The sequence below is a fragment of the Megasphaera coli genome (assembly GCF_900095855.1).
GTDB classification, from domain to species: domain Bacteria; phylum Bacillota; class Negativicutes; order Veillonellales; family Megasphaeraceae; genus Megasphaera; species Megasphaera massiliensis_A.
This window is the reverse complement of record NZ_FMIY01000002.1, coordinates 1,019,525-1,043,177: the sequence shown is the minus strand read 5'-3', so window position 1 is coordinate 1,043,177 and position 23,653 is coordinate 1,019,525. Positions and strand designations below refer to the sequence as shown.

Here is a 23,653-nt window from a genome sequence, read left to right as displayed (position 1 = left end):
ATAAAGAGGGCATACTAATCAGCACTTAAATAGTATTGATTGGCATGCCCTCCTGTGATATACTGCTTACAAGAGGAGAGATTAGTACTCTAAAAGGAGTGATTCTTATGAAGATTGAAGAAGGGACGATTGTCTCCATCTTGGAAGACGGCACGGCGGAAGTAAAAGTAGGCCGCCATTCGGATTGTATTGCCTGCGGCGCGTGCGACGGCGCCAGTGACATTGTCGTTACGGCCTTGAACCCCGTAAATGCTCAGGAAGGACAACACGTAAAGTTTGAATTCCACGATACGAATATTGTCATAGGTGCCTTTATCTGTTTTATTATGCCTCTTCTCCTGGCTGCAGCCGGTGCGTTCATCGGCTACTTTGTGAGCGGCTCCATGGGAACGGATCAGATACGCAGCGAAGTAGTCGGCGCGATTATCGCTTTTTGTATAGGGTTGGCCGGCGTCAAGTTCTTTGACCGCACACTGTCGAAAAAACAGAATACGAAGCCTCGTGTCATTGAAATTGTTGAAGCGTAAGCAATTAAGTAAAAACTGTGGCCAGCTCAAAAAGACCGCAGAAGATAAAAAAAGCAGCTGAGAAGAGTTGAATCTTCTCAGCTGCTATGTATTTATTGATAATTATTCCCATTCATATACCCAGGCTGTCCGCCACAATCATGCCCAACGTCGTGCCTGCCAGGAGGGGCAGCCATTCGCCGAACCTTGCAGCGATAGCTATTGTAGCGAGTTGTGTCTTGTCGCCTGTTTCGGCAAGGAAGAAAGCAATGGCAACTGTCCAAAAAGGATTGAGAATAACTCTCGTACCTTTGAACCGGTCATTTTTCTTCTTCGGCAGAATCGTCATTATGCCGAAGAGGAGAAAGGCACAGGCTGCGGCTATATGAATGTAGTTCATGTTGATGACCGTGTTCAGGTAGATGCCGATTATGATGGCTATGAGATGGTTGAGTGCAGTAGCCGCAAAGACTGCCCAGATCACGGTTTGCCATTTGTATTTGGCCGCGAAGGTCATGACGAGAAGCTGTGTTTTATCGCCCAGCTCCGCCAGGAAAACCATGAGGAAGGCCGTGATAAATGCTGTCATAAGAATTAAAACTCCTTTATTGAGGTAACCTTTCCGCGCATCTTATAGCCGTACCGTCCTTTAAAAGAACGGACATGAGTTTCAACGTACCTGTCGTATCGTCAAGCCCGTCCTTTGCCAGTAAAGCCTGATGTGACGGGATAAGAGGATTTAAGAGAAACTGGCTTGTAAGGACGGCATTGTCCTTATATGCGGGGAGATGCAGGTCCGTTTCATAAAGCACCGCTTCGTCCGCATTGCGGCGCAGTGTATAGCGGCACAGAATATCTTTGATATTAGCGGTCCCCTTCGGAAAGGACGGTGCATATTGCAGGCACAGGAAGGTTTTGCCGCTTGCAGGATCCTTGTTAAGGAATGAATTGACGGACCCGATTGTGACGAAACGTTCCATTTGACGTACTGCATCTTTATTGTACGTGTCCAAGGCTTTTTTATAAGCCTTGTCGACAGCCGTAAGAAAACCGATATCGTCGGTCAATCCGGTTATCTGCCAACTGTCGGCGTTTTTTTCCATAATGATTGAGCAGGGGAGTGTCGCTTTTAATCTGTCGTTATAAAGGCTGACCGTGATTTCCGCTTTGCCTGCCGCAATTGATTTACTGAAGGAGTGAGAATCATAATACCAACCTTTCAAAGGGACGGAAAACCCGAATCCACGCAATATGCCGCCTGCCTCAGCTGCCTTGCCGCCGTCTTCGTCAAGCGCGTTCGAACCGGTCAGCGCATCTTCCCAAAGGATATGTATATCACTGGCAAAATTTTCCCGTGCAGGCAGCCCCGCCAACTCCAGGATGGCGGTCACGGCGTCGCCTTGCTGTCGTCTGGTTAAACTGTCAAAGGCGGCATATGCGATATCTTTGTCGTGGACGGCTTCGAAAAAATCGGTTTTATCACCGCTTTCGGCAGAGCTGATGATTTGACGAAGCGCGTAGTCAGGTGTTTTCTCGTATATGTCATGTCTTGCCGCAACTGCTGCGGCAAGACAAAAAACAATAGCGAGAACGGCGCCTATCGTGCCGGAATCGACAAGCCTCGTACTTGTTTTGGGCACAGTACAACCTTCTTCCCGTTAAATTGGTTCTGTTCAATAAAGAGCATATGATATATACTGAATAATAAAACATATTATAACATAGAATAAACTGTTTGTGATGAATGCACGGCTCATATCATTTTATTTACTGAAGGCAGGCGAACCGATGTGGTAAGCATCTATGATCTGACATACAATAAGGAAATAGCAGCGGAACCGGAGCAACCGTTAATATCCGTATGTCCGTTGCCGGCAGGTAGAGACGGATGGCCGGTTGCAGGCGCTTTTTATCACAATAAATTTGTCGGTCTGCAGGAAAAGGCGGGATCGGGCGGAAGGCTCCGCTGGGTTTCTTTGGCATCGCCTGAAGGCAACGGATACCTCATTCGCACCTGTATTCTTCTGCTTGTACGGGCTGTTGCCGATCTGTACAAAAACGGTATTGTCAGAGTTCGGCATGCCTTATGTAAGGCCTTATACTGCGAACTCGATATCGGTCATACCGTTACGGCGGAGGATGTGGCCCGTATTAAAGCACGAATGGACGAATTGATCCGCTGCAAAGAGCCGGTGGAACAGCTCCGTTCCTCAAAAGAGACGATTGCGCGCACGTGTCGTGATTTATATGACGGCAGAGCGGCGGAGTTGAGGGAACATATCGTAGCCGAGGATGTGGCCGTATACCGGTGCGGATCCGTCACGGATTGTTATGTCGGACCTCTCTTGCCGGATATGGGCTATATTACGTGTTTCAACTTACGCCCGTATGCGCCGGGAGTTATCTTGGAAACGCCCAAACCGGATGCACCGGGAGAACTTCCCGCATATAGGGAGGTTCCGAAGATGGCCCGTCTTTTTCTGGAGTCGGAGGAATGGGGGCGCATCATATGCTGTGAATATGTTGCCGACCTTAACCGGTATATAGCTGACGGAACGATCCGAACGATCATAGATGTGTCTGAAGCGCTGCAGGCGAAGAAAATGGGTGCGATAGCCGATATGATCGTCGCTCAGAAACCGGCCGTTAAGGTCGTACTCGTAGCGGGGCCGTCCTCATCGGGGAAGACGACTTTTTGTAAACGCCTGAGGACACAGCTTCAGGTCGTAGGCTTGCGGCCCGTTGTTCTCTCGTTGGACGACTATTTTCTTGAGCGCGAAGAAACGCCCCGCAATCCGGACGGGACCTATGATTTTGAATCGCTGCGCGCCGTCGACACAGAGTTGTTTAGCCGTCAGATCAATGAATTGCAGCAAGGAAGGCCCGTTTGCCTCAGCCGTTTTGATTTTACGACGGGCAGAAGGTACTGTGATAAAGACAGTACGCGGATGCCGGCAGGCGGACTGATCATGGTTGAAGGCTTACATGCGCTGAACGATTCGCTGACATACATGCTTCCCCGTTATGAAAAGTTCAAGATCTCTTTAGGTGTTTTGACGCAGATACGCATTAATGATCATAATCGTATTTCTACGGCAGATACGCGGATTATCAGAAGGATGATACGTGACTCCCGTTTCCGCAGCCGCGGCCCTGAGACGACTTTGAAGGAATGGGAGAATGTGCGTCATGGAGAAGAGACCAATATTTATCCGTATCAGGAAGATGCGGATGTGATTTTCAATACGGCGCTGCCGTATGAGCTTTCCGTAATGAAACCGTATGCGGAAGCGTTGCTTGATTCAGTAAGCAGTGGCAGCAGGTACTACTCGGAAGCCAGGCGGCTGCAGTCATTTATGCGTCCTTTTACGCCTCTTTCACAGGAAGCGGTACCTTACATGTCCATCCTGCGCGAATTTATAGGCCCCTGGGAAGAAAACAGGCCGCAAGGAATGTATTGACAAAGAATAGGGGCCTGGATATAATAAAAAAGTCGAGGTAAAAAAGATGCGGATTCAAGTCGAAAATGCGCGAAAAGAGGAAGGGAAGAAGTTCTCCTTTTCTTTTATACAGCCCGTTTATCACTTGGGAGATGTAGGTGATTTGCCTTGGAAGGACAGCGACGTGTCCGTTGACGGCGAGTATTGGTTTGACGGCAGTCATTTAATTGTCGCCGGTACGATTCGTACGATAGGCACATATCCTTGCAGCCGTTGTCTGAAACCGGTTACGGTGGAACGGGAAGCCTTATTGGCCGAAACGTACGGTACGGAAAGAGAACTTCCGGAAGATGTATTTTACTATAACGGTGAATACGTTGACCTGACGGAGTCCGTTAGGGAGCTCCTGATTGCAAGCGAGCCCATGAAGGTCTTGTGTCGTACGGATTGTGCAGGTCTTTGTCCTCAATGCGGGTCGGATCTGAATGAAGGTACTTGCAGTTGCCCTGCCGATAATATAGACCCGAGGTTGGCTGTTTTAGGAGAACTGTTGAACCGAAAACATTGATGAATTTAAGCCGAGTTTTTAAGGAGGTGCACATAAATGGCAGTACCGAAGAACAGATTATCCCAAACGCGTCAGAAGCGCCGCCGTGCCAATTGGAAATTGACGGTTCCGGGATTCGTAGAATGCCCGCAGTGTCATGAAGCGGTTATGCCTCATCACGTATGCCCTACTTGTGGGTTTTACAAGGGTAAACAGGTTGTCAACAATACGGCAGCCGAATAAGGACGTAAGAAACAGGGAGTATGCCTGAAGGCATGCTCTTTTTTATTTCCTCTCATTAAGTGAGTTGATTATGCGGTATAATGCTGTGTTTCATGCAGAGAGCGGCCTGCTCAATAGGGCAGACGGCTGCGGACGATTGTTTCTGAACAAAAAGCGGTCGTATGGTATAATTGGTATAGATCTAAGGAAAAGCAGGTGGAGCAGTAATGGCCGATAATATTTACGGTGAATATAAGAGCACGCTGGAATTGGTGCGCACGTATTTGCTGGAACAACTTAAATTATATGGAAATGCCGTAAAAGAAGAGACTGGTGCATCTGCATATGAGCACGTTATCAGCCGCATTAAATCACCGGAGAGCATGCGTGAGAAATGCGTGCGTAAAGGCCTTCCTTTATCCATAGAAACGATGCTGCAGGAAATACATGATGCTGTCGGTATTCGCATCGTCTGCCGTTTTGTTGACGATATTTATGCCGTTGCCGAGCAAATCGGCAGGATGCCTTATTGCCGCATTGCAGAAATAAAGGATTATATTAAAGACGTAAAACCGAACGGTTACCGCAGTTATCACATCATCGTGGTTCTTGAGTTACCGGGGCAGGCGGGCTGCGACTATATTCCGGGGCTGTATTACGCGGAAATACAGCTGCGTACGATTGCTATGGACTCTTGGGCCAGCCTGGAACATGAAATGAAGTATAAGAAGGATATTGCCAATCCGGAAATGATCAGTCGTGAATTGAAACGCTGTGCCGATGAGCTCGCATCGTGCGACCTCTCCATGCAGACGATTAGAAATTTAATTCACGGAAAATGAGGTGCTGTAGACAGTGAAGATTTTGTTGGCAGAAGATGAAAAAGAATTGGCCACCGCCGTTGCGGCTATTTTAAATACAAGCGGTTACGAGACCGATACGGTTTATGACGGCGAGGCCGCTGTGGAAATGGCCGCCAGAAACGGGTATGACTGCATGGTCTTTGATATTATGATGCCGAAGAAGGACGGCGTGCAGACACTTACGGAAATACGTGCTGCCGGTAACGTAACGCCCGTCATCATGCTCACGGCCAAGGCGGAAGTGGAAGATCGGATTGTCGGTCTGGATGCAGGTGCAGATGACTATTTGACGAAACCTTTTGCCGTCAGGGAGTTGTTGGCGCGTATTCGTTCCGTTACGCGCCGCAATACTAATTTTATGCCCGATTTGCTGCGTTTCGGCAACATAGAGCTCAACGTGGAAACGCAGGAATTGAAAGGTGAAAATACGATTCGCCTCTCGGCGAAGGAGACGAAGCTTTTAAAGTATTTTCTCCTCAATACGGGGAAAGAACTGATGACGCCCGATATTTTTGCGTATGTTTGGAATGACGAAACTGACGAGTCGGAAGACATCGTCTGGGTATATATTTCCTATTTGAGGCAGAAACTGGCAGCCGTTCACGGAGCTGTTTCTCTGGACGGCGAGCAGAACGGAGCCTTTGTGTTAAAAGCCGTATGAGGGACAGAATATGAATATGATACACCGGTTGCGCCGTAATTTTATCCTCCTCGCGTCGGCAGCAGTGGCGCTTCTTGTTTGCATTGTTCTCATTCTGGTGAATGTATCCAATTATGTACAGACTATGGATGACGTGGACAGCGACTTGCAGTATATTGCGGCTCATAACGGCATGATACCGCGACAGGCCGCGCCCGTCAATCGCAGTTGGTTTAATGCGGGCGAACGGGGCAACAACATGGAAGAATTTTCTTATCAGACGCGTTTTTTCAGCGTTCTCGCCGATAAGGACGGGAACGTAAAAAGAATCAATACGGAGAATATCGCTTCGTTCAGCAATGAAGAGGCCGTGAAGTATGCACAAACGTCCGTCGCATCAGGTAAGGTGGAAGGGCTTTTTGAAAAAGATAAGGCTTTTTACGCTTATCTCATTACGACGGAAGCTAATGAGGACCATCTCATCGTCATTATGGATTGTACGAGAGAATTTGCGTCTCTCCATGTCCTATGGCGTTTTTCCTGTATTTTGGGTATCTTTTGCATTGTCGTATATATACTGGTCTTTGCGATTTTATCGAAATGGGTCATTCAACCCTTTGCGGCGAACATAGAAAACCAGAAGCGATTCATAACCAATGCGGGCCATGAACTGAAAACGCCCATTGCTATTATTTCGGCCAATGCGGAAGCGCTGGAGATGATCAACGGCAAAAATCAGTGGATCGACAGCATTATGAAGCAAGTGAGACGGCAGACGGAGTTGATTAATAATCTTGTCGCCTTGGCGCGTCTCAATGAAGGTGACCGCAAGGGTGAAGAGAAAAAGGATTTTAACGTTTCCGCAACGGTGCAGGCCGTCGTTGAGTCCTTTCGCACTGTTGCGGCCGATAAAAATAAAAAACTTGAAGCGTACATAGAGGAGAATATCCACATCGTTACGTACGGCCGCGGATTGTATGAACTCGTCAATATACTTGTCGACAACGCTGTCAAATACTGCGATGCTGAAGGAACTGTGCGTGTTGCCGTAAAGGGCAGGAAAAAGCGGAAAGGGTCTTTTGTCTTAACGGTGGCCAATGATTTTAAAGGCGGTGCCGGTGTCGACTATTCGCGGTTCTTCGAGCGTTTTTATCGCGGCGACGAATCGCACAACAGCGAAAAAGCGGGTTTCGGCATCGGCCTTTCCATGGCGGAAGGACTGGTGGAATCTTTAGGCGGAACCATTCGCGTCACATGGAAAGAGGGCGTCATCTTTTTCGTTGTAACGGTGTAGACCGTATACTGGGAATATAATGCAAAAAAGCAGGAAATCCGAAGATTTCCTGCTTTTGCGGTTAATGTGGAATTTTACTTGGAGTACAATTCGACGATGAGCGTTTCGTTGATTTCCAACGGTAATTCACTGCGTTCGGGAAGGCGGGTCAAGGTGCCCTCGAAGCCGTCGAAGTTCTTTTCAATATAAGGCAAGTCGAATGTCTTCAACTCCTGGAAGTTCTTTTTGTACATTTCATTTGCACGGGAGCCTTCCTTCAAGGTTACCGTGCTGCCGACTTTGACGTTGGCCGACGGAATGTCGCATCGTTTGCCGTTTACCAGAATGTGGCCGTGGTTGACCATTTGACGAGCCTGGCGAATGGAGTTTGCGAAGCCGATGCGATAAACAAGATTATCCAGGCGGCATTCCAACAATTTGAGCATGTTTTCGCCTGTAACGCCTTCCTGCTTCCTCGCTCTATCATAGTAGCGGACAAATTGACGTTCAAGCAAGTTGTAATATGCCCGCAATTTTTGCTTTTCCAATAACTGTGTACCATATTCAGACATTTTCTTCTGACGTTGGTCTTTTTTTACACGTTTTAATGCCTTGGGGTGTCCGTAGACATTAACTCCGAAGCGGCGGCATTCCTTAAAACGTGGGCCTCTCCTTGTTGCCATTGTTCACATCACCTCATTAAATAAATTTTTTATAGAAACAACTATAAATATTACTACGGAATGACGGGAAAGTCAAATTGCGGTAATTGCGTAAACATAAAAAAAGAGGCATCGCGCGATACCTCTTTTTCATTTGGCGGAGTGGGAGAGATTCGAACTCTCGCAAGCCTTACGACCCCTAACGATTTAGCAAACCGTCCTCTTCAGCCTCTTGAGTACCACTCCATAAGATGCTGACCTAATCAGTATACACTGGGACGACTTTCCTTGTCAAGCGGCGCAGTTTCGGCTCCGAGCCTATGTTTGAGAGAGTATTTTTTCGACGGCATCCACTTTTTTATCCATCATTTCCGTATAGCCCGGACGGACATCGGCCTTCATAACGACTTCCGTGCGGATGCCCCGATCGGTCAGGTGGAAGGTCGCTTTTTTGACGACCGCCATGACGTCGTCCCATTCGCCTTCTATTTCCGTAAACATGGAATTGGTGCGGTTTTTTAGACCCGAGTCGCGAATAATTTTTACGATTTCCGCCACGGCAGGTGCATATTCGTCGCCTGTGCCGCAAGGGGCGATGCAAAGGGCAATGAGTGTGTTCATTTTACAATACCTCCCAAATAAAATCGGATACCGCCATGTCGTCGGCACCAAGATTGTACAGGCCGTCAATAAAACGTCCTTTAAAAGAAGCCGGACCCGTTGCGGCCGCCGCAGCTTTTTTGCCGGCCAGATTATAAGCCTGCGTGCCGCAAAAGGCGCTTGTAAACGGATCCGTTACGGCAGCATATACGGCGATGACGCCGCCGAGAGAGCAGCCGCAGCCCGTAATGCGCTCCATCATTGGCGAGCCGCCGCGGCAGCGGGCAAGATGAATCCCGTCCGTAACCAGGTCTTCCGCACCGGAAACGGCGACAGCCCCGCCCGTATAGGCGGCAAGGGCAACAGCAGCGCTTTTTGACGCCTGTACGGTATCAGTCGAGTCGACGCCGCGGACGTGAGAGCCTTCCGTTCCGTCCGTCAGATTCCAGAGACGGGCGAGGGCGATAATTTCCGAAGCGTTGCCGCGAATGACCGCGGGTTTATAATCTTTTGCCTTTTGTAAAAGACTTGTGCGCAGTTCACCGATGCCGACGGCAACGGGGTCGAGGACCCAAGGCCGCTTTAATTCGTGCAGCCTTTTCATAGTTGCCGGCACGGTTTTTTCATAAATCGGCAAGAGCGTGCCTACATTAATATACATGGACTCTCCTGCAGCCGCCAAGGCCTCTCCCTCGTCCGGCAGATAGACCATAGCGGCCGAACCGCCTACGGCGAGCTGAGCGTTGGCGACAAAGTCGACAGTTACAAAATTTGTAATCGATCCGGCCAACGGGTTTTGCGCTTTGGCTCTCTCTACGGCAGCTGCCGTGCGGCGGCGTAAATCCTCTTCTGTAAGCATGGTGTGCACCTCCTTGACAGGTATTTCGATTTCTTTTACTGAATATATTATAGATACATAACGAGAAGGACGCAAATATGCCGTTCAGTTGCTTTTTGGACCTCCTTTTTATATAATAATAGCTGATTACCGACTTTTCACGTCATTACCGATAGTAATCGGGACAGGAGGATGGCAACTATGTGGAAGAAGAAAACGACAGCTCTGTTGGCTGTATTGGCTGTATGCGGTGCCGTTACGGTCGGGGCTGCGGACTATACAATTTTGGAAAAGGCCGAAAAGGTGGAAACGACCGTTTACGGGACAACCCAGGACGGTGCCTTAAACAGCCGTATTGCGGCACTTGATAAATTGTTGAACGGGTCCGCCTCCGCAACGGGCAGCATTGAAGCGCGTACGAATGAAATGTATAAAGAAGTGTACGGCAATTCGGGCTCCGACCTTTCCATGGTAGCCGCCGTCAATATGATGCAGCGCCAATATTCCGGCTCTGTGACGAATGATCCCCTCGTTACACGCGTAGGCGAATTGGAAGAAGGCATTACAGGCAAGGTCGGTACGGGTTCCTTGCGCAGCCGCGTTGCCGCCCTGCGTTCGGCTATGCTCGGCAATAAGAAATTCGTGTCTCAAGTCGTTACGATTCCTGCCGGGACGGTCATTGAGATGACTAATAAGGATCCCATTGAATCGAAAACCTTAACTGAAGGTGACCGCATTCGCTTTGCCGTTGCCGAAGACATCATGGTCGGCGATGTCATCGCCATTCCGCGCGGCATGGAAGCGGAAGGAACGGTCAGCAAGGCGCGGAAAGCCGGCCGCTTCGGTCGTGACGGGAAGATTGAAATCGCTTATGATTCCGTGCACGCCGCCGACGGCTCACCTGTCCCCCTTGTTGTCGGCGAAAAGACGAAAGAACAGTATAAACGTACGGCCGGCGCTGTCGGCGCGTCTGCGGCCGGTGCTATTATTTTCGGCCCTGTCGGCCTCGTAGGAGGTCTCTTTGTTAAGGGGAATAACGTGGAAATTCCCGTAGGGACGGCGATGTACGCGGAAACAAAAGACGCTGCCGACGTTGTCGGCTTTAAAGAAGAAGGGGCGCCGTCTCATATGAACACGGCCGATATGGCTGCCAGAGGCGTAACGGTTCCTGTTGAAGCGGTACCGGAATCCGAAGCGGAAACGGTTGATACGGAAGAAGCGTCGCCGGTCGTTCCCGTTCCTTTGGAAGATACGACTGTCACTGCAGAGGATGCGTCTGACGGCGTGCGCCCTGTAGATTTGGATGACTCCGATGATGAAACGGTTATTACCATAACTCCGACCAATTAGTGCATATACGGGAGATTCAGATGAACAAACGATTGACCGCGTTGGTTCTGGCGCTGACCGTGCCTTTGGGAATAACGTCCTTTGCGGCCCGGACGGAGGCTGCCGATTTTCGGCAAGCCGTGAAACAATCAGATAGAACTGCCGTCCCTGCAGACTCGGGTACGGCTGCCGTGGTTCCTGTCGATCTCGATGAGGCTGCGGCACAGGCTGATGCCCGGCCGCAGCCGGCAAAACTGGAAGCCGACAGGACGTACGTGCGCAATACGGACGGTTATGTGGAAAGCCGCGGCAATGTTGCCGTCAATCGGGGCAGTGACGAAATTTATGCCGATTACCTGACAGGGAATATAAAGACGCAGGTATTTCGCACGGAAGGAACGACCATATATATTAACGGTTCACAGGTCGTTACGGGAGACGGACTCGTCTATGACGCGATCAGGAGTACGGCACACGTTGAGAAGATGGACGGATATTTGGCCGGTGCGGAAACTAATTTTTACTTTCGCGGAGAAGGCGCAAAACTTGCGGACGGTACGATATATCTCAAGCACGGTCTTATTACGACGCCCCATGCTGTGGCGGAAACGCCGGACTACTATTTGACAGGCGACGATATTCGCATCTATCCGGGGCAGAAATTTACTGCCGAAAACACGAAGCTTTGGTTTAAACACGTCCTCGTTCTTACGTACGGTCATTATGAAGGAAATTTGAATAAAGAAACGGAAGAAAAATCATGGATTTTTTCCTTGTTCCCACGTCCCATGTATAACAGTGACGACGGTTTCGGCATTCAAGGCCGTATGCGTCGTCCCCTCAGCAAGGACGGCAGCCTGTCTGTCAACGTTTCGTATGAAATCGCGACAAAGAGCGGCTTCAAACCGTCCTTTACATTGCAAAAGGACACACGATTCGGGTATTTTTCTTTCGGCTACACGAAAGACGTGAGTTCATCGGACAACGATGATCACGTTTGGGTTACGAAATGGCCCGAGTTCCGTTACTCGACGCCGCGCGTATATTTTGGCAAATCCGGTATCTATGCCGGCGGCAGCGCGAGTTACGGCAAATGGGATGAAGACGGTGTCGGCAAGGGCACGCATAAAGGGTTTACGGCGGAAATATCCCATGACCCGTTCGGCCTGTGGCGCGGTGCATCGCTGCAGTTCTATGCAGGGTATCGCCGCGACTTGTACGGACTTCATTCGCAGCGCCGGGACGATCCTTATTGGGGCGTCACGTTCAGACAAAATATAACGGAGCGTTTTTGGGCGACACTTTGGTATAGACAGCATAATCTCAGCGGCTATACACCCTATCGCTTCGATACGATCGACCATCCCCGCCAGGACGGTTTCTCCCTGGCTTACGTTCTGTCCCCGCGGGATGTCTTCATTTTCTCCATGGCCAAGGATTTGGACGGTCATTATATTTCGGATCGCAATTACACGTGGGTTCGTGATTTACACTCCTTTGTTGCCGCCATTACGTACAAGCAGGTAGATAAGAAGTGGGAAGTAAAATTGACGGCAAAAGATTTCGAGTAAGTATGATTATTTTCGGTATATTTAATGGATATGCATTTTCCCTATTGACAAGTATCTTGCAGTACGATACAATAGCGTCAATTATTACTTCTTAAATTGGTGAGAGGAATTTTTAAATGAACAGAGTGTCCATGTTGTTGCAGACAATTGAATACGCTGTTGCACAGAGCTGGGGCTATTACTATTATAGCGTCGGCTATTTGGGCTGCAAAAAATTCAATTGTACGACATACGACATGAGACAAGGACAATCAGGCGGTATGGCACGGGCTGTATAGCAGGGGCATATCCGGTTGAAAACTAAGCGTTTTGCGCAAGTGATTGAGCAGGCTCATGGGAGCCTGCTTTTTTTATTGACGGAAAGGAGACGGGAAAATGGTTATTATAGCCAAGAAAGGTACATCGGACGAGAAGATCAATACTATCGTTTCGGATTTACGCAAACAGGGGCTTACGGCAGATGTTCGGAAAAGTAAAGAAAAAACGGTTATCGGTGTCGTCGGCAATACACGTGCCGTCAATACGAAAGAAATAACGTCTCGCGATTACGTCGAAGAAATTGTCGCCGTAGATACGCCTTATAAACGGGCTGCCCGGGCCTTTCATCCGGAAAACACAATCGTTCATGTAGCCGGTGTTCCCGTAGGCGGCAAAAAGTTGGCCGTCATTGCCGGACCGTGCTCCATCGAAACGACCGAGCAGATTGAAGGTGTGGCGCAGGCTGTCGGAGAAGCGGGCGGTTCTATCCTCCGCGGCGGTGCTTTCAAACCGCGGTCGTCGCCGTACGCTTTCCAGGGATTGGGTGATTCGGGTCTGCACATGCTTATAACGGCAGGCAGGAAGGCAAAGCTCCCGGTCGTTACGGAAATCCTTTCCGCTCATAAGCTTGATTTCTTTCTTTCGGAAAATGTGGATCTCATCCAGGTGGGGGCACGCAATATGCAGAACTTTGAGCTTTTAAAGGCTCTCGGACGAACGCGTAAGCCCGTCCTTCTGAAACGCGGCCTGAGTGCGACTATTGAAGAATGGCTTATGTCGGCGGAGTATATCATGTCCGAAGGAAACGAAAACGTCATTCTCTGCGAGCGAGGTATTCGTACCTTTGAATCATATACGCGCAACACTCTCGATTTGGGCGCCGTTCTGGCCGTGAAAAGGTTGAGTCACTTGCCTGTTGTCGTCGATCCCAGCCATGCCGCCGGCAAGCGCTGGATGGTCTCCGATCTGGCTAAGGCCGCCGTTGCCGTCGGCGCGGACGGCATTATGGTCGAAGTTCATGCGAACCCGGATAAAGCATGGTGCGACGGACCGCAGTCCATTACGCCCGCCGTATTTGCGGAGCTCATGCAGGACTTGCGGCGCCTTGCCCCCGTCGTGGGAAGGAGTATATAAGACGAGATGAAGCAGGAAACTCTCACATTTTCAGCAGACTGTACGGTTTGTATTGTCGGCTTGGGCCTTATGGGCGGTTCCTTTGCCAAGCGGTTTAAGCAAATAGGCGTAAAGCGAATCATAGCTATAGACACGGATGAAGCCGTATTGAACATGGCTTCGGCGGACGGCGTTGCGGACGAAATACTTTCAACCGGCACGGCGGCGCTCGCCGAGGCGCAGATCATCCTTTTTTGTCTGCCTCTGGCGGCGACGGCCCGGTTTATAGTAGAAAATGGGAAGTTTTTCGTGCCCGGGCAGGTAATAACGGATATAATCGGTATTAAGCAGGACTCCGTTGAGGATGTAAGCAACTTATTGCCGGACTATGTCGATTATGTGCCGGCCCATCCCATGGCCGGCCGCGAAGGGCGCGGTTACGCCATGTCGAGAGCCGAAATCTTTGAAGGAGCCAACTACATTATCGTGCCGACTGCAAACAGCAGCACCGCCGCCGTCCGGATGGTGAAAGCCATGGCCGTTGCTCTTGGCTGCAGTGCCGTGCCGGTCGTTACGGCGGCGGAACATGACAGGCGTATCGCTTACACGAGTTTCCTGCCTCATATTCTGGCGACCAGCCTGGTAAACAGCCATTCCATGAATGCAGAAATGAAGTATTTTATTGCCGGCGGCTTTCGCGATACAACGCGTGTCGCCGATATAAATGCCGCTCTTTGGACGTGCCTTCTGCTCAGCGGACGGGAGTCGGTGCTGACGGAAATCAAGCATTTTAAAGCAGCCCTTGCAAAAGTTGAGGCGGCCCTTGAACGGGAGGACGGCACCGCGTTGGAACGGTTTTTGACGGAAGCGGCGAAACGCAGAAGGGATGTCATGCATGGAAAACGTACGTGTTGATTTGGGTGAAGATACATATACCGTACACATCGAACGAGGTCTGTTTGAAAATCTGCCGCTTCACTTGGAAGCCTTTGCGCGAGGACGGCGTACGGCCGTCATTACGGATACGCACGTGGCCGACCTGTACGGGAACTCCTTATGCCGTGCCATGAAGTCTGCCGGCATGGAGACGAAGTGCATCGTTATTCAAGCGGGTGAAGGGCATAAAAATATGGACACGCTCGCGCAAGTTTATGCATCTTTAGCTGCCATGGACATAAGCCGCAACGACCTCATCCTGACTCTCGGCGGCGGTGTTGTCGGTGATGCGGGCGGGTTTGCGGCGGCTACGTACTTGCGGGGAATCCCTTTTGCACAGGTACCGACGAGCATTATTGCCCAAGTGGACAGCAGTGTAGGCGGCAAGGTCGGCATCGATTTACAAAGCGGCAAGAATCAGGTCGGCGCTTTCTATCAGCCTAAAGCGGTATACATAGATCCGCAGCTGCTCGATACCTTGCCGCGGCGGTGCTTTCGCGACGGCATGGGTGAAGTCGTCAAATACGGAGCCGTTTGTGATGCCGAGCTTTTTGAAATACTTGAGCGCAGTGAACCGAACGCTCTTGATTGGACGGGCATTATCCGCCGTTGTGTGCAGGCCAAGGCCGCCATTGTAGAAGACGACGTTTATGACAAGGGGCGGCGCATGCTGCTGAATTTCGGACATACTTTCGGTCATGCTGTAGAAAGGTATTACGGTTACGGTACGTATATGCACGGTGAAGCCGTAGCCGTCGGTATGGTGCGCGTGACGGCCCGGACGGAATGTTTGGAGCTGACCGAGCCGGGCACGGCGAAGCGATTAGAAAAATTGTTGCGTCAATACAATCTCCCCGTCGATGTGGACGGCGCTGATGAAGATATTTTTTCTTTTGTGAAACGGGATAAAAAACGGCGGGGCAAGGACATGACTTTGGCCATTATTGACAGAATAGGACGGGGAAGACTCCTTCCCGTCGCCTGTGAGGAAGTAAAAAACTACCTGCGAAGGAGCGTATAGCCGTGAATATTGTAGTGACACCGAAGAAATTGGCCGGAACGATTACGGTTCCGCCATCTAAAAGCATAAGCCATAGAGAGCTCATTTGTGCGGCCTTGGCAGACGGGAAAAGCATTATTCATAATATATCTCCTTCCGAAGACATACGGGCGACGTGCCGCGTTCTGCGTGAGTTCGGCGCCCGTATAGAGTGCGCAGAACCGGCGGCGGACGGCGATGCCCTGTCCGTTGAGGTTACAGGCGGCCTGAAGCGGATTGTAGGAGCAAGGACTGTTGACTGCGGCGAGTCCGGATCGACCTTGCGTTTTCTCATTCCCGTGAGTCTTCTGACGGGCGGAGAAATCACCTTTACCGGTCGCGGCAGGTTGGCGGAGCGGCCCTTGAAACCGTATTTACGGCTTTTTGAGGAGCACCGCATAAGCTGCCGAAAAGGGGCCGCCTCTTTGCCGCTTACCGTGCAGGGCCCGTTGACGGTAGGGACGTATGAATTGGCCGGTAATGTGAGCTCCCAGTTTTTTACGGGCCTTTTACTGGCCCTGCCGCTCGTACACGGCGATTCTCTTTTGCGGAGTACGACGGAAATGGAATCGGCAAGCTATGTCGGTATTACGCTCGACGTATTGCGGCGGCACGGCGTGGAGGCGGAATGTGAAAGAGTCGGAACCTACCGTATTCGCGGCGGACAGCACTACATGCCGGGTGAATACAGGGTGGAAGGAGATTATTCGCAGGCGGCTTTCTGGTTCGCCGCCGGCGCCGTCGGTTCAAACCTTAAAATACAAGGACTCTCGCAGGACTCTCGGCAGGGCGATAAGGCGATTATTCCTCTTATACGTACGTTGGGCGGGCAAATTGAGGTAAGCGGCGCTGCCGTAACGGCTCTGCCCGGGAGAATGGGCGGCGGCACGATAGACGTGGCCGATTGTCCCGACCTTGTCCCGCCACTGGCTGTACTCGCCGCCTGCAGCAGGGGCGTAACGCAAATCGCCCGGGCCGGCAGGGCCAGGCTGAAGGAATGTGACCGTCTTCATGCCATGGCGACGGAGCTGAACCGCTTGGGTGCAATGGTAGAAGAGAAAGAGGATGCCCTCATCATTGAAGGGCAGAAGCGGCTGCAAGGCGGCCGCGTGTCGGCGTGGAAAGACCATCGCGTCGCCATGGCCCTGGCCGTAGCGGCGCAGTGCTGTGACGAGCCTGTTATCATTGAAGATGCCGGCTGCGTCTGCAAGTCATATCCTCGGTTTTGGCGGGATTTTCAAAGCCTCGGCGGCATTATTGCGAAAGAAGGTAGAAAAGCATGAGCAACACATGGGGTGAAAATGTAAAGCTCACTGTTTTCGGCGAGTCTCACGGCCCGGTCATCGGAGCCGTATTGGACGGGTTGCCGGCCGGTGAAACCATAGATTGGAATGAAGTGAAGCGGGAAATAGGACGGCGTGCGCCGGGAAAAAGCAGCTTGACTACGGCTCGCTCCGAAACCGATTCATTCACAGTGGAAAGCGGATTTTACAACAATCATACGACGGGAACTCCGCTGTGTGTCGTTATGAAAAATGAGAACTGCCGTTCCGGTGATTATGAGGAACTGCAGTACCTCATGCGCCCGGGCCATGCCGACTATGCGGGAACGATTCGCTATAAGGGTCATAACGACTATCGCGGCGGCGGTCATTTTTCCGGCCGCCTTACGGCACCGCTCGTCTTTGCCGGTGCTGTAGCCAAGCAGCTCTTGCGGCAACGCGGCATTGTCGTGGGTACGCATGTGCTGCAAATCGGGAGTATTGTCGATATGCCGTTCAATCCGCTGGGCGAGAAGGTTGAACGCTTGCAGGCTCTTACAGCGGAAACGCTTCCGGTACTGGATGTTGCCAAGGCACCGCTCATGGAGCGGGAAATTGCGGCGGCCAAAGAGGCGGGCGATTCCGTGGGCGGTACGATCGAGACCATGATTACAGGTATTCCCGCAGGCTACGGCAACCCCTTTTTTGATCCCGTAGAAAGCCGCCTGTCACACATGCTCTTTTCCGTTCCCGCCGTAAAGGGCGTTTCCTTCGGCGACGGCTTTGAGTTGGCCGCCATGGGCGGCTCGGAGAGCAACGATGCCTTTTATTATGACACGGACGGAAACGTAAAGACGCGGACCAATCACAACGGCGGTCTGAACGGCGGTATTACGAACGGCATGCCGATTACTTTTAAAGCGGTCATAAAGGCGACGGCTTCTATTGCCAAGGCTCAGGAGACAATTAATATAAAAACAAAAGAAAGAGCCGTCCTTTCCGTAAAAGGCCGGCACGATCCGTGTATTGTACTGCGCGCTCTGCCCGTTATTGAAGGTGCCGCAGCCTGGACGATACTGGACATACTGTTGACACAGCAATCATAAAAATAAAGGTGAGACGCAAGCGCGTAACTGCAGCTTGTGCGATGTGAGGAGGAATATACGGTGAAATTGGGGCTTATCGGTGGAAAATTGGGACATAGCTATTCCCCGGAAATTCACAGACGATTGTTTAAAATGCTCGACCTGCACCATGAAATGGAGTACGGCCTGTTGGAAATGAATCGCCACGACATACCGAATGAATTGGAACAACTTGCCAAGGAATATACGGGCATGAATGTAACCATTCCCTATAAACTGGATGTCATGCCTCATTTGACGGATATTTCCGAAGAAGCGCGGCGCATCGGCGCGGTTAATACCATTCATATTAAGGAAGACGGCTGCTACGGCTACAATACGGATTATATCGGCTTCGGCCGTTCTCTGGACCATGCGGGCATATCTGTCCGCGGCAGGGCCTGCACCATTCTAGGTACGGGCGGTGCGGCTCGGGCGGTGGCGCAGTATTTGGCCGACCAGAAGGCTGCCGCCGTGACGATCGTTTCCCGTAAACCCCACTCCAAACCCGATTTTGACGACTTTATGACACATATTGCGGCGGACCTTATCGGCTACGAAGATTTGCAGAACCGTCCGGGCGGCGACGTGATTATTAACTGTACGCCCGTCGGCATGTCACCCAATCCGGGCGTATCGCCCGTCAGTGAAGCGGTCGTAAAAACGTACGCGGCCGTTGTTGATCTCATTTACAATCCGCGGGATACGCTCTTTTTGCAGTACGGCAAAAACAACGGCGCCTGCACGCTCAACGGCATGTACATGCTCGTCGCGCAGGCCATCGGTTCGGAAGAGATTTGGCTTAACCGAGATATTGAGTTTTCCGTTGTAGAACAGTTGGCCCGAGAAATGGAGGACTTTATCTAAATGAAAGATAAAAATATTGTCATCATCGGTATGCCCGGAAGCGGTAAAACCACCTTCGGCAAGGCTTTGGCAAATGTATTGGGCCGCGAATTTTTTGATGCCGATACGTATTTGGAAGAAAAAGAAGGCAAGACCATTCGGGAGCTCTTTGCCGTCAGTGAAGACTGCTTTCGCGATGCCGAAACGCGGACGGCCCGTGCTTTGGGCGAAAAAAAGCGGACCGTTATCGCAACGGGCGGCGGCGTCGTGAAGCGGCAGGAAAACATCGACATTTACAAGGAGCAGGGGATCATCATCTTTTTAGATAGGCCGCCCGAAGACATTGTGACCGACGTGGACGTGTCGAAACGGCCCCTTCTCAAGGACGGGCCGCAAAAAATATTTGACCTCTATAAAGAGCGCATTCATATTTATCATGCTTCCGCAGACTACCGTATTGCCAACGACGAGAGTATTGCCGTTGTGTTGGCGCATTTAGCGGCCCTTGTTGAAGAAGTCGTGTAATAGTCCGTATGTCATATTGATATCAGTCTTTGCAGTGAAGATATGCCCAGGGGGATTGTATGATAATTATACAATGTTTATAATAAAGTAGCTTTTATGAATATATCTTATGGATTTATAAGGGGGACTTTATTATGGAAAGGCCGTATGAAGCTGCAGGCATCGGCAGAGTGAGGACAAAAAAGCGCTGGTTCATGTTGACCTTGTTGTTTATATTGACGGCTATCAATTATTTGGATCGCACCAATATGGCCGTTGCCGCTCCCAGTATGAGCCGTGACCTGGGCTTCGACGCGGCGACGATGGGTTTTTTGTTCTCCGCCTTTTCCTGGTCTTACGGCATTATGCAGATTCCGGGCGGTCTCTTTTTAGAGCGCTTCGGATCCCGCCTGACCTATACGGTCTCCCTCTTTTTCTGGTCGGCCTTTACTATTGTCATGGGATTCGGCAGGAGTTTTGCCTCTCTCTTCGGCATTCGCCTGGCCATCGGCATGGCCGAAGCGCCGGCCTTTCCGACGAACAGCCGCGTTGTGGCTGCGTGGTTTCCCGACAGGGAGCGGGCGACGGCAACGTCTGTTTATACGGCCGGCGAGTTTATCGGCCTCGCCTTTCTGACGCCGGTTCTCTTCTGGGTATTGGAAAACTACGGCTGGCAGGAAATTTTCTATATTACCGGTATTATCGGTGTTATTGTCAGCCTCTTTTGGCATCACCTCTATCGGGATCCGGCGGAATATAAGGGCGTGAATGAAGCGGAACTCGCATACATCCGCGAAGGCGGCGGCCTCGCAGAAAAAGCCGGTTCCGTGCGGCACATTTCGTGGCGCCAAATTCGCGAGCTCTTTGCGCACCGCCAGCTCATAGGCGTCTATTTGGGGCAGTTCGCCAACACGAGTACAATGTATTTCTTCCTCACGTGGTTTCCGACGTACCTCATCGTGGCAAAACAAATGCCCATGCTCAAGGCCGGTATATTTGCGGTCATCCCTTATATCGGCGCTTTGTGCGGCGTCCTTTTGGGCGGCCGTTGGTCCGACTACATGCTGAAAAAAGGCGCATCCCTTTCAAAGGCACGTAAGCTGCCTGTCGTCTGCGGACTGCTCTGTTCCATGACGATTATGGCGGCTAACTATGCCGATTCCTTCCATGAAGTCATCGCCATTATGACGCTGGCCTTTTTCGGACAGGGGATGGCGGCCATCGTTTGGAGTACTGTCGGTGATATGGCGCCGGCCGATTCGGTCGGTCTCGCCGGAGGCGTGTTTAATTTCATCGGTAATTTGGCCGGTATTATTACACCTATTGTCATCGGCTTTATCGTTCAGGCAACCGGCTCTTTTGTCGGCGCTATGGCGTTTATTGCCTGTGTTGCCGCAATGGGCGTATTCTCGTTTATTTTTATTGTCGGGGACATTCACCGCATTGAACCGCACAGGACGGAATAAGGGAAAAATGACGCTTTTCTTTTCCTTATCATCAAAAATACGCATGGCAAGCCCGTTTTTCGACAGTAATATACGGAGTTGGCAAGTTTATTGCAAACACCAGGGGGCGTTGTTATAATCATAAATACAAGATCATTATTATATACTGAGGCGATGTAGAAAATAAATGCTTTTCATGCGGGCGTATCAGTTGTTCGACAGCCGGCGGCAGTCCGGTAGAGGAGAAGCCTATGGACAGAATAGAACGGTTTACGGGATGCATGCTTGGGGGAGCAACGGGAGACGCATTGGGGTACGTCATCGAGTTCGACAGTTGGAACACGATTCGCCGCAAATACGGTCCGCACGGCTTGCGGACGATTTTAAAGTCTAAAAATAACGGCAATAAGGCCGTCATCTCCGACGATACGCAGTTGGCTTTGTTTACAGCTGACGGTCTGCTTTGGGCAGCTCAGGACGGAGCCGATCCGGTTGAACGGATTTTTCGCTCGTATATGCGCTGGTATTATACACAGACCGAGCGCATTGTAAAGCCCGAGCAGTTGGAATGGATGAAGCCGCAGCCGCATGAAAACAAATGGGGCTATAATATGATGGATACGGAAGCCCTGTACGCGCGGCGCGCGCCCGGAAAAACGTGCCTTAAATCCTTGGCATTAGGGCGTACTTTCGGTGCGCACGAAGTGCCGAATGCCAGTAAGAGCGGCGGTGCCGTAAAAAGAGCCGCTCCCGTCGGCCTGTATTACTGTGATGATGCGGAAGCCGCTTTTCAGCAGGGGTGCAGAACCGCTTTTCTCACACACGGCGGTGAAGAAGCGGTCGTGACGACCGGTGCTTATTGCGCCCTTGTAGCCTTTCTGACTGCAGAGACGGACTTGCGCGACGCCTTGAGGCAGGTTATTGAACTGGCCCGCCATGAAAACGGCGGCGAGATGACGGCGGAGCGTCTGCAAATGGCCGTTGCAGAGGTCAACTCGGATGAGGAGCCTCTTGAAAGCATTAAGCACCTTTGCGACAGCAAGCGGGCTGCAGGAATTCTGGCCGTCGCCGTCTATTGTATTTTGAAAACAGACAGTTTGCGCAGTGCCGTTATCATGGCATGTAACCACGATGATGACAGTAATTCATGCGGAACCGTTTGCGGCAGTTTGGCCGGGACTATTTACGGAGCTGAAGCGGTGCCGCCGGGATGGTTGAACACGCTTGAGTGTTTCGACCTCCTCGTCAATATGGGCGAATCCTTGTATGAAGCCGTATGATGAACCGGACGGCCGGGTAAACATAGACTATAGAAATTCATTCATTTTAATTATTTTCGGAGCGGCTGGGCCTTTGCCGCTTCTTTTTTTCATAATGAAAGCGAAAATGCGGCTTTTAATGCCGCTCTTTAACGAACGGTGAATATATGTTAAAATATATTATATTCATCTAGTTTAGACTTTTGATTATTAGCGTATCCAATGGATGAGGCGTATGCATTTACTATAAAATATTCGTTTCCATGACGATTGATATGAGGAGATTGCTATGGTTGCTGAACCGGAGAAAAATACGGAAACACACAGCCTGGGGGGGGCTCCGTATAAAACGCGTGAAGGCGGTGCGACTGTAACCGTATTTGTTCCCTATAATTGCTCAAATAATTGCCCTTTCTGCATCAACAAGGCCGAATACGACAACCCCGTCGGCTTTTCGGCAGAAAAAATATGTGACAGCATTCGTCGCATGGACAGGATTACGCCCTGTTGCGACTTTGTTTTTACGGGCGGTGAGCCTTTTGCGGACCTGGAAGTGCTGCAGCAAATGTTGGACTGCATTCCGAGTACGCACAAGGTGTACATCAATACGACCTTGCCCGTATCGCAGTTCCAGACGGAAGACGATGTTATTTCTTTTACAGAACGCAATAAATACAAGATTACGTGCATCAACATATCGCGCCATATGCAGCATTATGTCGTCGAATCGAATGATGACCTCTTGAAGCGCTTGGCAGTTCCTTTTCGCATTAATTGCGTTTTGTACAGGAATTATCCCGTCAAGGATATGATTCCTTATTTGGAGCGGTTTCGTGCCGTTCCGGGCGCATCCGTTCAGTTTCGTTTCGACTATACGGAAACGACACCGGAGAATTTGTACGAATCGGCACATGATAAAATTCTTCATGACTTGAAACAAATCGCCGATTACAGAGGGCTTGACGGCTGCCGTATGCGCTGCGGTTTCCACTTCGATTATAAAGGCATGAGCATTACTTATCACAAGACCTTGCCGTACAGTACGATCGTGGAAAAAAATAAATCAAGCGGCATTACGTATAATATTCTCTACGATATTTTGATTAAACAGACCGGCCGGATTCATTCCGACTGGGACGGTACGCTTTTGGACGTAAAGGCGTACGAACAGGTCGTTTTCGAACCCTATGACTTGCATTGGATTGAGCGCGCCGGCATGTGCACCGATATGCCCGTAAACAGAGCGCGCGCCGTTGTATAAGCTGTACATGCACATAATACCTTCATTTCCCGCGAAATGAAGGTATTTCTTTGATTGGACTTTCTTTTTTTTTTGCCCTATCTGGTATATAATAGTAAACATTAGATTATTATGG

The 23,653-nt window shown here is 50.6% G+C and carries 25 protein-coding genes and 1 tRNA gene; 20 read left to right on the top strand and 6 right to left on the bottom strand.

Annotated features, from left to right (window positions below):
• The first annotated feature begins 107 nt into the window (after positions 1 to 107).
• Positions 108 to 527, top strand: coding sequence for a SoxR reducing system RseC family protein (locus tag BQ2674_RS05425; protein WP_075572807.1), 420 nt, complete (start codon positions 108 to 110; stop codon positions 525 to 527).
• Between the two features lie 112 nt (positions 528 to 639).
• Here the strand turns inward: BQ2674_RS05425 and BQ2674_RS05420 are convergent, their stop codons facing one another.
• On the bottom strand, positions 640 to 1,095 hold the full coding sequence (locus BQ2674_RS05420; protein ID WP_235828822.1) for a TMEM165/GDT1 family protein: 456 nt from the start codon (positions 1,093 to 1,095) through the stop codon (positions 640 to 642).
• A gap of 16 nt (positions 1,096 to 1,111) precedes the next feature.
• The gene (locus BQ2674_RS05415; RefSeq protein WP_075572806.1) at positions 1,112 to 2,146 is read right to left on the bottom strand and encodes a hypothetical protein; all 1,035 of its coding nucleotides are present in this window, start codon (positions 2,144 to 2,146) and stop codon (positions 1,112 to 1,114) included.
• A gap of 150 nt (positions 2,147 to 2,296) precedes the next feature.
• Here BQ2674_RS05415 and BQ2674_RS05410 point away from each other — a divergent pair, with 150 nt between their 5' ends.
• The 6 genes from BQ2674_RS05410 (at position 2,297) to BQ2674_RS05385 (ending at position 7,512) form a co-directional block, all read left to right on the top strand.
• Positions 2,297 to 3,967 carry a nucleoside kinase gene (locus BQ2674_RS05410; RefSeq protein ID WP_083222308.1) on the top strand — a complete coding sequence of 557 codons (1,671 nt, stop codon included), beginning with the start codon at positions 2,297 to 2,299 and terminating at the stop codon, positions 3,965 to 3,967.
• A gap of 46 nt (positions 3,968 to 4,013) precedes the next feature.
• The gene (locus BQ2674_RS05405; RefSeq protein WP_075572804.1) at positions 4,014 to 4,514 is read left to right on the top strand and encodes a YceD family protein; all 501 of its coding nucleotides are present in this window, start codon (positions 4,014 to 4,016) and stop codon (positions 4,512 to 4,514) included.
• Positions 4,515 to 4,550: 36 nt separating this feature from the next.
• Positions 4,551 to 4,736: a 50S ribosomal protein L32 gene (gene rpmF / locus BQ2674_RS05400; protein ID WP_075572803.1), complete on the top strand. Its 186-nt coding sequence runs from the start codon at positions 4,551 to 4,553 to the stop codon at positions 4,734 to 4,736.
• Between the two features lie 206 nt (positions 4,737 to 4,942).
• Positions 4,943 to 5,557 (top strand): GTP pyrophosphokinase, encoded by a 615-nt coding sequence (locus BQ2674_RS05395; protein WP_075572802.1) that lies wholly within the window; start codon positions 4,943 to 4,945, stop codon positions 5,555 to 5,557.
• 13 nt (positions 5,558 to 5,570) lie between these two features.
• Positions 5,571 to 6,239 (top strand): response regulator transcription factor, encoded by a 669-nt coding sequence (locus BQ2674_RS05390; protein ID WP_075572801.1) that lies wholly within the window; start codon positions 5,571 to 5,573, stop codon positions 6,237 to 6,239.
• 10 nt (positions 6,240 to 6,249) lie between these two features.
• Entirely contained in the window at positions 6,250 to 7,512 is a 1,263-nt protein-coding gene (locus tag BQ2674_RS05385) for a sensor histidine kinase (RefSeq protein WP_075572800.1), read from the top strand.
• A 74-nt stretch (positions 7,513 to 7,586) separates the two neighbouring features.
• On the opposite strand, the gene rpsD is transcribed toward BQ2674_RS05385, so the two are convergent.
• From rpsD to thiM, 4 genes are all read right to left on the bottom strand, one after another.
• The gene (gene rpsD, locus BQ2674_RS05380; RefSeq protein ID WP_075572799.1) at positions 7,587 to 8,174 is read right to left on the bottom strand and encodes a 30S ribosomal protein S4; all 588 of its coding nucleotides are present in this window, start codon (positions 8,172 to 8,174) and stop codon (positions 7,587 to 7,589) included.
• A gap of 134 nt (positions 8,175 to 8,308) precedes the next feature.
• Positions 8,309 to 8,399 (bottom strand) — tRNA-Ser (locus BQ2674_RS05375).
• A 72-nt stretch (positions 8,400 to 8,471) separates the two neighbouring features.
• The gene (locus BQ2674_RS05370) at positions 8,472 to 8,774 is read right to left on the bottom strand and encodes an MTH1187 family thiamine-binding protein (protein WP_075572798.1); all 303 of its coding nucleotides are present in this window, start codon (positions 8,772 to 8,774) and stop codon (positions 8,472 to 8,474) included.
• Between the two features lies 1 nt (position 8,775).
• Positions 8,776 to 9,612, bottom strand: coding sequence for a hydroxyethylthiazole kinase (thiM, locus tag BQ2674_RS05365; RefSeq protein WP_075572797.1), 837 nt, complete (start codon positions 9,610 to 9,612; stop codon positions 8,776 to 8,778).
• 180 nt (positions 9,613 to 9,792) lie between these two features.
• Between thiM and BQ2674_RS05360 the strand changes: the two genes are divergently transcribed.
• The 13 genes from BQ2674_RS05360 to BQ2674_RS05305 all read left to right on the top strand — a co-directional run bounded on the left by BQ2674_RS05360 (position 9,793) and on the right by BQ2674_RS05305 (position 23,538).
• Positions 9,793 to 10,941 carry a hypothetical protein gene (locus BQ2674_RS05360; protein ID WP_075572796.1) on the top strand — a complete coding sequence of 383 codons (1,149 nt, stop codon included), beginning with the start codon at positions 9,793 to 9,795 and terminating at the stop codon, positions 10,939 to 10,941.
• Between the two features lie 20 nt (positions 10,942 to 10,961).
• Entirely contained in the window at positions 10,962 to 12,491 is a 1,530-nt protein-coding gene (locus tag BQ2674_RS05355; protein WP_075572795.1) for an LPS-assembly protein LptD, read from the top strand.
• A gap of 116 nt (positions 12,492 to 12,607) precedes the next feature.
• On the top strand, positions 12,608 to 12,769 hold the full coding sequence (locus tag BQ2674_RS08435; RefSeq protein WP_162839817.1) for a hypothetical protein: 162 nt from the start codon (positions 12,608 to 12,610) through the stop codon (positions 12,767 to 12,769).
• A 97-nt stretch (positions 12,770 to 12,866) separates the two neighbouring features.
• The gene (gene aroF / locus BQ2674_RS05350) at positions 12,867 to 13,883 is read left to right on the top strand and encodes a 3-deoxy-7-phosphoheptulonate synthase (protein WP_075572794.1); all 1,017 of its coding nucleotides are present in this window, start codon (positions 12,867 to 12,869) and stop codon (positions 13,881 to 13,883) included.
• Positions 13,884 to 13,889: 6 nt separating this feature from the next.
• On the top strand, positions 13,890 to 14,777 hold the full coding sequence (locus tag BQ2674_RS05345; protein WP_075572793.1) for a prephenate dehydrogenase: 888 nt from the start codon (positions 13,890 to 13,892) through the stop codon (positions 14,775 to 14,777).
• Positions 14,758 to 15,819, top strand: coding sequence for a 3-dehydroquinate synthase (gene aroB, locus BQ2674_RS05340; protein ID WP_075572792.1), 1,062 nt, complete (start codon positions 14,758 to 14,760; stop codon positions 15,817 to 15,819). Before BQ2674_RS05345 ends, aroB begins: the two co-directional genes overlap by 20 nt.
• Positions 15,820 to 15,821: 2 nt before the next feature.
• Entirely contained in the window at positions 15,822 to 17,120 is a 1,299-nt protein-coding gene (gene aroA, locus BQ2674_RS05335; protein WP_075572791.1) for a 3-phosphoshikimate 1-carboxyvinyltransferase, read from the top strand.
• The gene (aroC, locus tag BQ2674_RS05330) at positions 17,117 to 18,205 is read left to right on the top strand and encodes a chorismate synthase (protein WP_075572790.1); all 1,089 of its coding nucleotides are present in this window, start codon (positions 17,117 to 17,119) and stop codon (positions 18,203 to 18,205) included. Before aroA ends, aroC begins: the two co-directional genes overlap by 4 nt.
• A gap of 60 nt (positions 18,206 to 18,265) precedes the next feature.
• A complete protein-coding gene (locus BQ2674_RS05325; protein WP_075572789.1) occupies positions 18,266 to 19,090 on the top strand; it encodes a shikimate dehydrogenase family protein in 825 nt (274 codons plus the stop codon).
• On the top strand, positions 19,091 to 19,594 hold the full coding sequence (locus tag BQ2674_RS05320; protein ID WP_075572788.1) for a shikimate kinase: 504 nt from the start codon (positions 19,091 to 19,093) through the stop codon (positions 19,592 to 19,594).
• 134 nt (positions 19,595 to 19,728) lie between these two features.
• Positions 19,729 to 21,039 (top strand): MFS transporter, encoded by a 1,311-nt coding sequence (locus BQ2674_RS05315; protein WP_075572787.1) that lies wholly within the window; start codon positions 19,729 to 19,731, stop codon positions 21,037 to 21,039.
• A 230-nt stretch (positions 21,040 to 21,269) separates the two neighbouring features.
• On the top strand, positions 21,270 to 22,298 hold the full coding sequence (locus BQ2674_RS05310; protein WP_075572786.1) for an ADP-ribosylglycohydrolase family protein: 1,029 nt from the start codon (positions 21,270 to 21,272) through the stop codon (positions 22,296 to 22,298).
• A gap of 268 nt (positions 22,299 to 22,566) precedes the next feature.
• Positions 22,567 to 23,538 (top strand): 4Fe-4S cluster-binding domain-containing protein, encoded by a 972-nt coding sequence (locus BQ2674_RS05305; protein ID WP_075572785.1) that lies wholly within the window; start codon positions 22,567 to 22,569, stop codon positions 23,536 to 23,538.
• The last annotated feature ends 115 nt before the right edge of the window (positions 23,539 to 23,653 follow it).

Bases quoted from the DNA above. Each gene is read 5' to 3' on its own strand.
- BQ2674_RS05360 (WP_075572796.1), top strand. From the start codon at position 9,793: ATGTGGAAGAAGAAAACGACAGCTCTGTTGGCTGTATTGGCTGTATGC.
- aroC (WP_075572790.1), top strand. From the start codon at position 17,117: ATGAGCAACACATGGGGTGAAAATGTAAAGCTCACTGTTTTCGGCGAG.
- BQ2674_RS05405 (WP_075572804.1), top strand. From the start codon at position 4,014: ATGCGGATTCAAGTCGAAAATGCGCGAAAAGAGGAAGGGAAGAAGTTC.
- BQ2674_RS05305 (WP_075572785.1), top strand. From the start codon at position 22,567: ATGGTTGCTGAACCGGAGAAAAATACGGAAACACACAGCCTGGGGGGG.
- BQ2674_RS05320 (WP_075572788.1), top strand. From the start codon at position 19,091: ATGAAAGATAAAAATATTGTCATCATCGGTATGCCCGGAAGCGGTAAA.
- BQ2674_RS05355 (WP_075572795.1), top strand. From the start codon at position 10,962: ATGAACAAACGATTGACCGCGTTGGTTCTGGCGCTGACCGTGCCTTTG.
- BQ2674_RS05385 (WP_075572800.1), top strand. From the start codon at position 6,250: ATGAATATGATACACCGGTTGCGCCGTAATTTTATCCTCCTCGCGTCG.
- BQ2674_RS05345 (WP_075572793.1), top strand. From the start codon at position 13,890: ATGAAGCAGGAAACTCTCACATTTTCAGCAGACTGTACGGTTTGTATT.
- thiM (WP_075572797.1), bottom strand. From the start codon at position 9,612: ATGCTTACAGAAGAGGATTTACGCCGCCGCACGGCAGCTGCCGTAGAG.
- BQ2674_RS05315 (WP_075572787.1), top strand. From the start codon at position 19,729: ATGGAAAGGCCGTATGAAGCTGCAGGCATCGGCAGAGTGAGGACAAAA.
- BQ2674_RS05395 (WP_075572802.1), top strand. From the start codon at position 4,943: ATGGCCGATAATATTTACGGTGAATATAAGAGCACGCTGGAATTGGTG.
- aroF (WP_075572794.1), top strand. From the start codon at position 12,867: ATGGTTATTATAGCCAAGAAAGGTACATCGGACGAGAAGATCAATACT.
- aroB (WP_075572792.1), top strand. From the start codon at position 14,758: ATGGAAAACGTACGTGTTGATTTGGGTGAAGATACATATACCGTACAC.
- rpsD (WP_075572799.1), bottom strand. From the start codon at position 8,174: ATGGCAACAAGGAGAGGCCCACGTTTTAAGGAATGCCGCCGCTTCGGA.
- BQ2674_RS05310 (WP_075572786.1), top strand. From the start codon at position 21,270: ATGGACAGAATAGAACGGTTTACGGGATGCATGCTTGGGGGAGCAACG.
- BQ2674_RS05370 (WP_075572798.1), bottom strand. From the start codon at position 8,774: ATGAACACACTCATTGCCCTTTGCATCGCCCCTTGCGGCACAGGCGAC.
- rpmF (WP_075572803.1), top strand. From the start codon at position 4,551: ATGGCAGTACCGAAGAACAGATTATCCCAAACGCGTCAGAAGCGCCGC.
- BQ2674_RS05425 (WP_075572807.1), top strand. From the start codon at position 108: ATGAAGATTGAAGAAGGGACGATTGTCTCCATCTTGGAAGACGGCACG.
- BQ2674_RS08435 (WP_162839817.1), top strand. From the start codon at position 12,608: ATGAACAGAGTGTCCATGTTGTTGCAGACAATTGAATACGCTGTTGCA.
- BQ2674_RS05420 (WP_235828822.1), bottom strand. From the start codon at position 1,095: ATGACAGCATTTATCACGGCCTTCCTCATGGTTTTCCTGGCGGAGCTG.